Source organism: Citrobacter sp. Cpo147 (genome assembly GCF_030332405.1).
In the GTDB taxonomy this organism is placed as follows: Bacteria; Pseudomonadota; Gammaproteobacteria; order Enterobacterales; family Enterobacteriaceae; genus Citrobacter; species Citrobacter portucalensis.
Map to the genome: position 1 here is coordinate 1 of NZ_JAOWHX010000029.1, position 11,865 is coordinate 11,865.

At 49.0% G+C, this 11,865-nt stretch carries 10 protein-coding genes and 1 rRNA gene; 2 read left to right on the plus strand and 9 right to left on the minus strand.

All coding sequences use genetic code 11. From position 1 onward, the window contains the following. Positions 1-82: ribosomal RNA gene (rrf, locus tag OGY06_RS23250) — 5S ribosomal RNA — on the plus strand; the annotation flags it as partial. Between the two features lie 87 nt (positions 83-169). Here the strand turns inward: rrf and OGY06_RS01015 are convergent. The 7 genes from OGY06_RS01015 to OGY06_RS01045 all read right to left on the minus strand — a co-directional run bounded on the left by OGY06_RS01015 (position 170) and on the right by OGY06_RS01045 (position 9,563). Beyond that, positions 170-928 carry an amino acid ABC transporter ATP-binding protein gene (locus OGY06_RS01015; protein WP_126317321.1) on the minus strand — a complete coding sequence of 253 codons (759 nt, stop codon included), beginning with the start codon at positions 926-928 and terminating at the stop codon, positions 170-172. Between the two features lie 7 nt (positions 929-935). After that, positions 936-2,039, minus strand: coding sequence for an amino acid ABC transporter permease (locus OGY06_RS01020; protein WP_003828862.1), 1,104 nt, complete (start codon positions 2,037-2,039; stop codon positions 936-938). A gap of 9 nt (positions 2,040-2,048) precedes the next feature. Then, positions 2,049-3,230 (minus strand): amino acid ABC transporter permease, encoded by a 1,182-nt coding sequence (locus tag OGY06_RS01025; protein WP_206160138.1) that lies wholly within the window; start codon positions 3,228-3,230, stop codon positions 2,049-2,051. A gap of 69 nt (positions 3,231-3,299) precedes the next feature. Beyond that, on the minus strand, positions 3,300-4,325 hold the full coding sequence (locus OGY06_RS01030) for an amino acid ABC transporter substrate-binding protein (RefSeq protein WP_003828858.1): 1,026 nt from the start codon (positions 4,323-4,325) through the stop codon (positions 3,300-3,302). 460 nt (positions 4,326-4,785) lie between these two features. Beyond that, positions 4,786-5,007, minus strand: coding sequence for a lipoprotein (locus OGY06_RS01035; protein ID WP_003025292.1), 222 nt, complete (start codon positions 5,005-5,007; stop codon positions 4,786-4,788). A 270-nt stretch (positions 5,008-5,277) separates the two neighbouring features. Next, complete coding sequence (locus OGY06_RS01040) at positions 5,278-8,391, minus strand: efflux RND transporter permease subunit (RefSeq protein WP_008785975.1); 3,114 nt, start codon at positions 8,389-8,391, stop codon at positions 5,278-5,280. A gap of 11 nt (positions 8,392-8,402) precedes the next feature. Beyond that, entirely contained in the window at positions 8,403-9,563 is a 1,161-nt protein-coding gene (locus tag OGY06_RS01045) for an efflux RND transporter periplasmic adaptor subunit (RefSeq protein WP_003828853.1), read from the minus strand. 411 nt (positions 9,564-9,974) lie between these two features. On the opposite strand from OGY06_RS01045, the gene envR reads away from it, so the two are divergent. After that, positions 9,975-10,631: an acrEF/envCD operon transcriptional regulator gene (envR, locus tag OGY06_RS01050; RefSeq protein WP_003828851.1), complete on the plus strand. Its 657-nt coding sequence runs from the start codon at positions 9,975-9,977 to the stop codon at positions 10,629-10,631. Positions 10,632-10,677: 46 nt separating this feature from the next. Here the strand turns inward: envR and OGY06_RS01055 are convergent, their stop codons facing one another. Both OGY06_RS01055 and yhdJ read right to left on the minus strand, forming a co-directional pair. Beyond that, positions 10,678-10,842: a DUF2556 family protein gene (locus OGY06_RS01055; RefSeq protein ID WP_003025279.1), complete on the minus strand. Its 165-nt coding sequence runs from the start codon at positions 10,840-10,842 to the stop codon at positions 10,678-10,680. An 82-nt stretch (positions 10,843-10,924) separates the two neighbouring features. After that, the gene (yhdJ, locus tag OGY06_RS01060) at positions 10,925-11,809 is read right to left on the minus strand and encodes an adenine-specific DNA-methyltransferase (RefSeq protein WP_003828849.1); all 885 of its coding nucleotides are present in this window, start codon (positions 11,807-11,809) and stop codon (positions 10,925-10,927) included. Positions 11,810-11,865 lie beyond the last annotated feature (56 nt).

Below are 11,865 nucleotides of genomic sequence, written 5' to 3' on the forward strand. Positions count from 1 at the left end.
CCATGCCGAACTCAGAAGTGAAACGCCGTAGCGCCGATGGTAGTGTGGGGTCTCCCCATGCGAGAGTAGGGAACTGCCAGACATCAAATAAGTGAAAAGGCCATCCTTTCGGATGGCCTTTTTGCATTTATACGCGAAAATCAGCCGGAACTGTATCCGGCATATATATTTAATGAATAACCTGCGATAAAAACGCGCGAGTGCGTTCCGATTTGGGGTGAGCAAAAAACTCATCCGGTGGTGCCTGTTCCACAATCTCGCCAAGATCCATAAAGATCACCCGGTCAGCTACTGTGCGGGCAAAGCCCATTTCATGGGTTACACATAGCATGGTCATACCCGATTGCGCCAGACCTATCATGGTATCCAGCACTTCTTTTACCATTTCAGGATCCAACGCTGATGTGGGTTCATCAAATAACATGATTTTGGGTTTCATACACAGCGAGCGTGCAATGGCCACGCGCTGTTGTTGTCCACCAGAGATTTGCCCGGGATATTTATGTGCATGTTCGGCAATGCGGACCCGCTCAAGGTAGTGCATTGCCAGTACTTCAGCCTCTTTTTTCGGCATCTTTTGCACCCAGATAGGCGCCAGCGTGCAGTTTTGCAAGACAGTTAAATGAGGAAAGAGATTAAAGTGCTGAAAGACCATGCCGACTTCTTGTCGGACGCGCTCAATATTGCGGATGTCTTCATTGAGTTCAATCCCATCCACCACAATGCGTCCTTGCTGATGTTCTTCAAGATGGTTAATACAGCGGATAGTTGTCGATTTACCCGAACCGGAAGGCCCGCATAATACGATGCGCTCTCCCTGTTTTACCTTTAGGTTGATGTTTTTCAGGACATGAAACTGTCCGTACCATTTGTTGACGTTTTCCAGTGTAATCATCGAGTCGGTAGACGGCATTAATAATTGGCTCATAAATTCCTCAGTGCGGTGTACGCCCGGTGTTAAAACGTTTTTCCAGATGCTGGCTGTAACGCGACATGCTGAAACAGAAGATCCAGTAGATCAGTGCGGCAAAAACATATCCTTCCGTCGACATACCCAGCCACGCAGGGTCCACAGTTGCCTGCTGTACGCTACTGAAGAGATCAAACAGACCGATGATGATGACCAGGCTGGTATCCTTGAACAGAGCGATAATCGTGTTAACCAGGCCAGGGATAACCAGCTTGAGGGCTTGCGGAAGAATGACCAGCCCCTGAGTTCTCCAGTAACCTAGCGCCAGTGATTCCGCGGCTTCATACTGACCTTTTGGTAGGGCCTGTAACCCTCCGCGAACCACTTCTGCGACATAGGCCGACTGGAAAAGAATAACGCCGACCAGCGCCCGGATAAGCTTGTCGATACTGGTTCCTTCGGACATAAACAGAGGAAGCATGACCGAGGACATAAACAGAACGGTAATCAGCGGTACACCGCGCCAGAACTCAATGAAAATGACGGATAAAACCCGCACGACTGGCATATGGGAACGACGTCCCAACGCCAGTAAAATGCCCCATGGAAGCGCGCCTGCAATCCCCACGGATGCAATAATAAGCGTCAGTGTTAATCCGCCCCACTGCCGCGTTTCTACGCGTTCAAGCCCGAAAAAACCACCGTACATCAGCCACCAGACGACAATCGGATAAATGACTGCCCAGATGGCGATATAGCGGCCACGGTGAGGAATGGTTTTCCAGAACATCGGAACAATAGAAACCAGACCAATCATCAGGGCCAGATTTACGCGCCAACGCTGATCGTGGGGATAAAGCCCATACATGAATTGCCCGAAGCGTTCATGAATGAACACCCAGCAGGCTCCCGCTTTGGTGCAGTCTGCCCGGGTAGAGCCGACCCAGTTGGCCTGAAAAAATACCCAGTTCAACAGTGGTGGAAGAAATGACCAAATCAGCCATACGCATAGCAGGGTGAGCAGGCTATTTGACCAACTGGAGAACAGGTTTTTACGCACCCAGAGTAGACTGCGGCTTGCCGGATTGCTGCGCTGGCGCGAGGGGTGAGACAGCAGTGCTTTTGTCATCATGGCTCCTTAGCGCTCAATCAGTGCAATACGGCGGTTATAAATATTCATCAGCAAAGAAATACTCAGACTGATGATCAGGTATACCGACATGGTGATGGCGATCGTTTCAATGGCTTGCCCTGTTTGATTGAGTACCGTGCCGGCAAACAGTGAAACCATGTCCGGGTAGCCAATGGCGGCTGCAAGAGAAGAGTTCTTGACGATATTCAGGTACTGGCTGGTCAGTGGGGGAATGATGACGCGTAGCGCCTGTGGGATGATTACCTGGCGTAGCGTCACCGGATTTGGTAGACCCAGCGAGCGTGCGGCTTCATGTTGGCCGTAAGGAACGGCCTGAATGCCTGCCCTAATAATTTCTGCAATAAATGCCGAGGTATATACCGAAAGCGCCAGAGTTAGTGCCGCCAGTTCAGGAATAAGCACCATACCGCCACTGAAGTTAAAACCACGGAGCGCGGGAATATCCCAGTGAAGCGCAGCGCCAAACATCCACTGTGAAATCACCGGTAAAAGTACGATCAACGCAAGAGCTGTGGGCCAGGTCCGACGTAGCTGACCGGTTTTGGTCTGATGCATTCTGTTGAAGCGAAATAATCCGATGGTGACGACGATAGCGATAACAACAGCGGTGCAAAAGGCAAAAAAACCGTCTCCCATTTGCGGGGACGGAATATAGAGCCCCCGGTTACTCAGGAACATCAAATCCAGCGCGTTAACGGCCTGGCGTGGGCCGGGCAGGTTACGTAATACGGCGAAATACCAGAAGAAGATCTGCAGCAGCGGCGGTATATTGCGGAACGTTTCGATGTAGATCGTCGAGAGCTTTCGCAATAACCAGTTATCTGACAGGCGTGCCAGCCCGAGAAAGAAACCGAGAATTGATGCGAAAACAATGCACAGTGCTGAAACTAACAGCGTATTGAGCAGGCCGACCACAAAGACACGACCATACGTATCGCCTTGCTCGTAATCGATCAGATGTTGGACAATGCCAAATCCGGCGCTGCGATCGAGAAAAGAAAACCCCGAGGTAATACCGCTATTGTTCAGGTTATTTATCGTGTTATGAATGAGATAGACCGCAATGCTGATAACCGCAATGACGGCGAGTATTTGAAATAACCAGGCGCGGACCGCAGGGTTAGAAAAGGATAATGATCCTTTTACGGTTGAGCGGCGATGGAACATAAGAAAACCTCAGTAACTATGACTCTGGGCTGAGCGCCGCAGTTGCGGCGCCCGTTACATCACTACGCATTAGCGCACCGGTGGCGCATATTGAATGCCACCGTTATTCCAGAGGTTGTTCTGTCCACGTTTGATCTTCAGCGGACTTTCCGATCCAACGTTACGTTCAAAGATCTCCGAATAGTTACCAACTTGCTTGATAATGTTGTAGGCCCATTTGTTATCAAGCTTCAGATCCTTGCCATAATCCCCTTCTTTACCCAACAGGTGTGCCATATCCGGTGTTGCTGGATTAGCCGCTTTTTCATCGACGTTTTTCGAGTTAACACCCATTTCTTCCGCATTTAGCATGGCGAACAGCGTCCAGCGAACAATGGAGAACCACTCATCGTCCCCACGACGTACGACAGGTCCCAGAGGTTCTTTAGAAATAACTTCTGGCAGGACGATCCATTCCGCAGGATTGCTCAGCTTGATGCGTAGGGCATACAGCTGAGACTGGTCGGAAGCCAGCGTATCGCAACGTCCAGATTCCAGAGCTTTGGCTGATTCATCCGAACGGTCAAAGGTGACGGGGGTGTACTTCATCTTGTTGGCTTTAAAGTAGTCGGCCACGTTTAGTTCGGTATCGGTTCCCGCCTGAATACAGACCGTTGCACCATCCAGCTCTTTAGCGCTCTTCAGGCCTGCTTTATTGTGGGTAAGAAAACCAATGCCGTCGTAATACGTTACACCAGTGAAGGACATGCCCATACCGGCATCACGAGAAGAGGTCCACGTGGTATTACGAGAGAGCAAGTCGACTTCACCAGACTGTAATGCGGTAAAGCGTTCCTTGGCGGTGAGCGGGGTATATTTTACTTTGCTATCATCGCCAAATACGGCGGAGGCAACGCCACGACATACATCAACATCAATACCCGAGAACTTGCCGCTTGCATCGGCGTAAGAAAAGCCAGGCAAGCCGTCGCTGATCCCACATTGCACAAACCCTTTTTTCTTTACGGCATCAAGTGTTGCGCCGGCATGTGCCTGATTTGCAACAGCAAGCAGCACACCGGCCGCAGCCAGGCTGGCGATTATCATCTTTTTCATAGAGCATCCTGTGTGGAGGAATTATTGTTATGGAAACGTTCTGAAAACGTCTTTTACCTGTCAGTGGCTTTGGCCATACTCTTTTAAGCAAAGGTAGTGCCAGTTTTTTGCGCCTGATTATTCGACGCAATATGCAGAGTGTAGACAGGAAAAAATAAATGCAGCGCCCTGAAGTGGTGCAAAATTGAAACGTAAGCCACATTTCGGCGCAAAAAATTTAAAAATCAGACAGGACGCGTGATAACGATTTCTGGCGTTAATATTAATGTCGTGAGAATAATGAAAAGAAAATGTGGTGTTACGAAAAACAGAAAAAATGCTAATTTCAAATCGCGGATGTGTGAGTGAAATCTATAATAATTTTATTACATGTCAGGTTCTATTAAGCAACGTTTTGTCTTATATGTAGATTTTATGCTTGTTGCTAAAAGCGCGGTAATAACCGCGCTTTTAAGATGATTTATTTGGTCAGGGCGACAATCCCAAGCGTCAGTCCGGCAACGGCTGCAGCACCACCGGCGATGGCTCCGGCTGTTTCCCAGTTATCCTGGGTGGTGCCTTTCATACAGGTATTGGTATGAACCAGGCGCCCCTGATCGTCGTATACAGGTACGCAAGGAGAATCGTGTGCACAGCCAGCCAGGAATGCGGTAAGCAATGCAACGGATATTAATCTTTTCATGGTGTTACCTCAAAATAAGCGTTTCGCTAATTAAGCAAAGACAAACGCTAAGCCATCTGCGAACTCGGTGATTATTTTACCACTTCTTAAAAAAGGACTGACATGAGGAATAATCTCAATTCATGTGGATTGTAAAAATAATGGATAAAAAGAAAGGTTGCAGGCGAATTTAGAGGGATAGTTTAAATGAAATAAATGGCTATCTTACTAATAAATAAAGAGGAGCATCGTAGGTGAAAAAGGCGTCCGTAGACGCCTTTATTTTACAAATTAATCGTTGTGCCGACTAAAACGCCGTCTTACGACAACAAAGAAGACGGGGACGAAGAAGATAGCCAACAATGTTGCGGTCAGCATTCCTCCCATAACACCTGTACCGACCGCATTCTGTGCACCACTACCTGCACCGTGACTGATAACCAGAGGCATAACCCCCAGAATAAAGGCCAGGGATGTCATCAGGATAGGACGAAGACGCATGCGCGATGCCTCCAGCGTCGCTTCAATCAACCCCTTGCCTTCTTTATCCATCAGGTCTTTGGCAAACTCGACGATCAGGATGGCGTTCTTAGCCGAGAGGCCGATTGTAGTTAGTAAGCCAACCTGGAAATACACATCGTTATTCATCCCACGTAGTGATGCTGCTAACAATGCGCCCACAACACCGAGCGGTACAACCAGCATCACCGAGAAAGGAATAGACCAGCTTTCATACAATGCGGCAAGGCAAAGGAAAACAACGATTAGCGAGATGGCATACAGCGCAGGAGCCTGGTTACCCGACAGTCGTTCCTGATAGGACATCCCCGTCCAGTCATGACCAATACCGTTTGGCAGTTTTTCCGCCAGGCTTTCCATTAGCGCCATTGCTTCACCGGTACTTCTGCCAGGCGCTGCTTCTCCCAGCAGTTCCATAGAAGGCATACCGTTATAGCGCTCCAGGCGCGGTGAGCCGTAGATCCAGTGTGCGGAACTGAACGTGGAGAATGGAACCATTTCGCCATTGGCGCTACGAACATACAGATTATTGATGTCCTCCGGTAACATACGGAACTTGGCATCGGCTTGTACGTACACTTTTTTCACGCGGCCACGGTCAATGAAGTCATTGACGTAATAGCCGCCCAGCGCAGCTGAGATGGTTTCGTTGATATCAGACAGTGAGACACCAAGCGCTTGCGCTTTCTCCTGATCGACATCCAGCTTGAACTGTGCGGTATCCTCGAGCCCGTTTGGACGCACACGAACCAGCAGGTCAGGGTGTTTGGCAACCATGCCCAGCAGTTGGTTACGTGCCTGGGTTAGCGCAGCATGTCCCAACCCGCCCTGGTCAATCAGCTCGAAGTCGAAGCCCGTTGCGGTACCCAGTTCAACGATGGCTGGCATGTTGAAAGGGAACACCAGACCATCACGAATCTGACTAAACGCTCGGGTAGCGCGGGCGATAATTGATTCAACGTTATTTTCGTTACCGCTACGTTCTTCCCAGGGCTTGAGGCTGACGAACGCCATCCCTGAGTTTTGCCCCTGGCCGCTGAAGCTAAAGCCGTTAACCGTAAAGACGCTTTCAACGTTGGCTTTTTCATTGTTCAGGTAGTAGTGGGTGACCTGATCCAGCACCTTCTGGGTGCGTTCTTGCGTGGCGCCTGCAGGAAGTTGAATCATCGTCAGGAAGACGCCCTGATCTTCCTCCGGCAGGAAGGATGTTGGCAGGCGCATAAACAGCACCGCCATCCCGATGACGATTATCAGGTAGACGACCAGGTAACGCCCAGTTTTACGCACAATACCGCTGACGCTATTGGTGTAGTGATTGACGCTGTGATCGAATTTGGCATTAAACCAGCCAAAGAAACCGCTTCTTTTCTCGTGATGTTCAGCTGATACGGGCTTCAGCAGCGTTGCACAAAGTGCGGGAGTCAGGATCAGCGCGACCAGTACTGAAAGCGCCATGGCGGAAACGATGGTGATGGAAAACTGCCGATAGATAGCCCCGGTTGAACCGCCAAAGAAGGCCATCGGGATAAATACCGCAGACAGCACCATAGCAATACCAACCAGTGCTCCCTGTATTTGTGACATGGATTTTTCCGTCGCCTCTTTGGGCGGCAGATGATCCTCCATCATCACGCGTTCCACGTTTTCTACCACCACTATCGCATCATCGACCAATAGACCGATGGCGAGCACCATGCCGAACATCGTCAGGGTGTTTATTGAGTAGCCAAACGCAGCAAGCACGGCAAATGTGCCCAACAATACGACAGGTACGGCGATGGTCGGAATGAGCGTTGCCCGGATGTTTTGCAGGAACAAATACATGACCAGGAACACCAGCACGATCGCTTCAAACAGCGTTTTTACCACTTCATGAATGGAGATGGTCACAAATGGCGTCGTGTCGTACGGGTAGACCACCTTCATTCCCTGCGGGAAGAATGGTTGCAGTTCAACCAGCTTGGCTTTAATAGCGTTCGCGGTATCCAGCGCGTTTGCCCCGGTTGCCAGCTTGATCCCAAGGCCGGATGCAGGCTTACCGTTAATACGCGCCACGACGTTGTAGTTTTCCCCGCCCAACTCGATACGCGCGACGTCTTTCAGGTGAACAACCGAACCATCGCTGTTCACGCGTAAAGTCACTTTGCCGAACTCTTCAGGGTCTTTCAGTCGCGTTTGCGCAATGATAGAGGCGTTCAGCTGCTGGTTAGGTAATGCAGGCGTCCCCCCTAACTGACCTGCGGCAATCTGATCGTTCTGTACCTTCAACTGATTGATCACATCAACCGGCGTGAGCTGATATTTATTCAATAAGTTTGCATCCAGCCAGATACGCATGGCGTACTGTGCACCAAACAGCTGCACGTCACCCACGCCATTCAGACGGCTGATTGAGTCTTTAACGTTCGAGGCGACGTAATCGGAAATGTCATCCTGTGTGGTTTGTGGGTTGTCAGAAACAAAGCCCGCGACCATCAAAAAGCTGCTGCTGGATTTCTCGACGCTGATCCCTTGCTGCTGAACTTCTTGCGGCAGTAGCGGAGTGGCGAGCTGCAGTTTATTTTGCACCTGCACTTGCGCGATATCGGGATCGGTACCGGACTGGAAAGTCAGCGTAATAGTCACACTCCCGGCCGAGTCGCTGGTGGAGGACATATACATCAGGTTATCGATACCATTCATATTCTGTTCGATAACCTGTGTGACTGTATCCTGAACCGTCTGTGCATCCGCACCAGGGTAGGTGGCAGAAATAGCGACCGCAGGAGGCGCAATGGTCGGGTACTGTGCCACGGGCAGTTGCATGATTGCCAGAGCACCCGCCATCATCAGAATGATAGCCAATACCCAGGCAAAGATAGGACGCCTGATAAAAAAGTTAGCCATGTCCGGTTACCTTATTGGGCTTTCGTGGCAGGGGTTTCGGTATCGGCGGTTGCTTTAACCTGAACGCCTGGACGTGCTTTCTGTAAGCCGCTCACGATAACTTTGTCACCCGGTTGCAGGCCTTCGCTAATGAGCCACTTGTCACCAATAGCTTGTGCGGCAACGACTGCGCGAGACTCAACCTGACTCTTGTCGTTAACGACCATTACGGTGGCATCGCCGCGAGGCGTACGCGTTACCCCCTGCTGCGGAACGAGAATGGCATTCGGCTGGACGCCTTCATCAATGCGTGCGCGCACAAACATGCCCGGCAACAGCGTGTGCTGTGGGTTAGGGAACACGGCTCTGAGGGTGATTGAGCCGGTGCTTTCATCAACCGTCACATCGGAAAACTGCAAAGAGCCTTTTAGCGGGTATGACTGACCATTTTCCATTACCAGTTCGACAGTACTGCTGGCGCTGTCTTTATGCAGGCTCCCTTGTTCAACGGACTGTTTGAGGCGCATAAAGTCGTTACTGGACTGTGTCACGTCGACGTAAATGGGATCGAGCTGTTGAACGGTAGCAAGCTCTGTAGCCTGGCCATTCGTGACTAATGCACCTTCGGTGACGTTAGATTTACCGATGCGTCCGCTAATTGGCGATGTCACTTTGGTGTAGGCCAGATTGATACGCGCGCTTTCGACCGCCGCTTTTGCCGCGATCACGGAGGCATCGGCCTGACGGGCATCAGCAATTGCCTGATCGTACTCTTGCTGGCTGATGTACTTGGTGCCAACCAACGGCACATAGCGTTTTACCGTTAAATGCGCGATTGCAGCAGCCGCTTCACTCTTCGCCAGTTCACCTTTGGCGCTGTCATAGTCAGCCTGATAAGTCGCGGGATCGATCTGATAAAGTGACTGTCCGGATTCAATATCGCTTCCCTCAGTGAAATTCCGTTTAAGCACTATCCCGCTGACCTGGGGACGAACTTCTGCAATTCGGAATGCCGTTGTGCGCCCGGGTAATTCGGTCGTTACGGCTAAAGGAGCCTTTTCGACGACATGGACAGTCACCTGCGGTTCTGTGGGATGAGCTTGTGTTTCTCCCTGATCGTTACAACCGGCGAGTAATGCTGCGGAGACGATGATGAATGAGGGCAGGAGTGAAAACCTGGCATTTTTCGTCATTTCTATTCCTTAAAAAACCGAACGCTCGTTATTAACCGGGTAACGCAGGGGCGATAACGCGCACAAGAAAAATAATAGTTGGCTATCCTACAAATTATTAGCTTGCGATGTAAGCAATACTTATTTATGGGCGCGATACACGGCACGTAAAAGCAAAAAAAGATTAATCGACAGCTGTTTCATTGTGGTGTTAATAGCAATACTATGATTCGCATAAACACAAATTGAAATAAGCATTTGGTTTATGAATATATTTGTTGTTGGTATTCGTTTTGTTTATTCGTGTGCGAAGTCCGTAATAATATTTTTTAGAACTCGTTTAAATAAATGCTAAGTGATACATTTGTTCCGTATCGCAAATATTAGATAAGAAAGTTAATCATTCTCTACCTACCTCAGACAGTCGGAACCATGGCCAGAAAAACGAAAGCTGATGCCCTCAAAACGCGGCAGAACCTGATAGAAACAGCAATTGTACAGTTTGCCGCACGTGGCGTAAGCAATACGACGCTAAACGACATTGCGGATGCCGCCAGCGTGACGCGTGGCGCGCTCTATTGGCATTTCGAAAATAAAACTCAACTGTTTAATGAGCTATGGTTACAACAACCACCTTTACGCGATCTGATTCAGGACAAGCTAATTGGTCGTTGGGGTGATAACCCTTTACAGCGATTGCGAGAAAAGTTTGTGGTGGGGTTACAATATATTGCAGAGAACCCTCGTCAGCAGGCATTAATGCAGATTTTATATCATAAGTGTGAATTTCATAACGATATGATATCTGAGCAGGCTATTCGCGATAAAATAGGTATCAGTCATCAAAGCATTCGTGATTCCCTGCAAAAGTGTGTAGATGACAATCTGATTGCCACCACTCTTGATTTAGATGTCATCATCATTATTCTGCACGGTAGTTTTAGCGGAATTATAAAAAACTGGTTAATGAATCCAGTGAGTTATGATCTATATGGGCAAGCTCCAGTATTAGTTGATAATGTACTAAAAATGTTAAGCCCAGACGGTAGCGTCATGCAATTAATGCAGAGTGAAAACCAGGTCGGATAGTTTTTACCGCCAGAGGCTGACGGCTGTCGAAGCATTACCTGAGGTGCTATTCGAGGTCGACGCAGTTGACCAGCTTAAGGGGATTCACTGAGTTCATATTCCGGCACTTGTCGTGCTCTGTTGTCATCAGCTCTATCCACTGGATGAGCAGCGCATCAAAAAGAAAAACGAAGACCGCAAAAACAACCAGCCACCAATACTTGCGAATCATTCCTAAACCCTGTGTATTCATGCCCAAGCGTGCAGGGAATATACACGAAATTTTTAAGCTGAAAAGCAGACTTACAATGCCTTTACTTTGTTGAAAGATCGCCACTCTTTGCCGTCAATCGACTCTTTTTAGACAGGTTTTTTGTCTTACGTTTTTTCACCTTGGCAAGCTCAATTTCTGAAAAATGAGAACCGATACTCAGTCTTCTGAGCCCCATTTTTACGTATTCAGTATTGATCTCAATCCCGACAAACTTGCGACCCAATTCCACGGCGGTGGCACCGGTTGTGAAGCTACCGGCAAAGGGATCCAGTACCTTGTCATCAGGGCTGGAGGACGCCAGAATGATGCGTTCGAGGAGGGCTTTGGGCTTTTGAGTCGGGTGATTTTCGTATTCGTCCATCAGATAACGAACGCGTGGAAACTCCCAGACATTGCCCGGTACTTTTTTCTGGTTGTAAGGTTGAGGCGGATTCTTTCTGTAGTCTATCAGTGCGCGTTTGGCACCAGTTTTGGCTTCAACCAGAATATCATCACGATTAAACGTATAGTTTTTCTGATCTTTTACCATCATCAGGATCGGTTCATACATCGAACCAAAGTAATTTTTGGCTTGTACCCCTGAGCTATCGTATGACCACACGATACGGCTCTTGATAGTAAAGAGCTGGCGGCATTTGAGGTCAATATACGGCATGTTCTCCGTACTGTTCATGATGTACATGGTACCGTGCGGTTTGAGAATGCGATGGCACTCGTCAATGCACTCAAACAGCCAAGCCAGAAAAGCCTCTTCATTCCAGGATTCCACCATCCCATCAAAGTCTTTACCGATATTATAAGGAGGGTCGGCAAAAATGAGATCGATGCTTTCAGACGGCAGCTTTTTCAGTTCGGTCAGAGCATCACCCAGGATTATCTTTTTAGATTCATCGCCAAAATAGACAGGTTCACATCTTGCGTTCACCGCCAAAGCCTCCCGTGTGACGTTAATAAAAAAGGCGCTTCCCCATGCCGAGTAGC

What these genes read in the sequence shown, in the direction of transcription:
- OGY06_RS01015 (WP_126317321.1), bottom strand. Translation starts at nt 928, where the DNA reads ATGAGCCAATTATTAATGCCGTCTACCGACTCGATGATTACACTGGAA.
- OGY06_RS01020 (WP_003828862.1), bottom strand. Translation starts at nt 2,039, where the DNA reads ATGACAAAAGCACTGCTGTCTCACCCCTCGCGCCAGCGCAGCAATCCG.
- OGY06_RS01025 (WP_206160138.1), bottom strand. Translation starts at nt 3,230, where the DNA reads ATGTTCCATCGCCGCTCAACCGTAAAAGGATCATTATCCTTTTCTAAC.
- OGY06_RS01030 (WP_003828858.1), bottom strand. Translation starts at nt 4,325, where the DNA reads ATGAAAAAGATGATAATCGCCAGCCTGGCTGCGGCCGGTGTGCTGCTT.
- OGY06_RS01035 (WP_003025292.1), bottom strand. Translation starts at nt 5,007, where the DNA reads ATGAAAAGATTAATATCCGTTGCATTGCTTACCGCATTCCTGGCTGGC.
- OGY06_RS01040 (WP_008785975.1), bottom strand. Translation starts at nt 8,391, where the DNA reads ATGGCTAACTTTTTTATCAGGCGTCCTATCTTTGCCTGGGTATTGGCT.
- OGY06_RS01045 (WP_003828853.1), bottom strand. Translation starts at nt 9,563, where the DNA reads ATGACGAAAAATGCCAGGTTTTCACTCCTGCCCTCATTCATCATCGTC.
- envR (WP_003828851.1), top strand. Translation starts at nt 9,975, where the DNA reads ATGGCCAGAAAAACGAAAGCTGATGCCCTCAAAACGCGGCAGAACCTG.
- OGY06_RS01055 (WP_003025279.1), bottom strand. Translation starts at nt 10,842, where the DNA reads ATGATTCGCAAGTATTGGTGGCTGGTTGTTTTTGCGGTCTTCGTTTTT.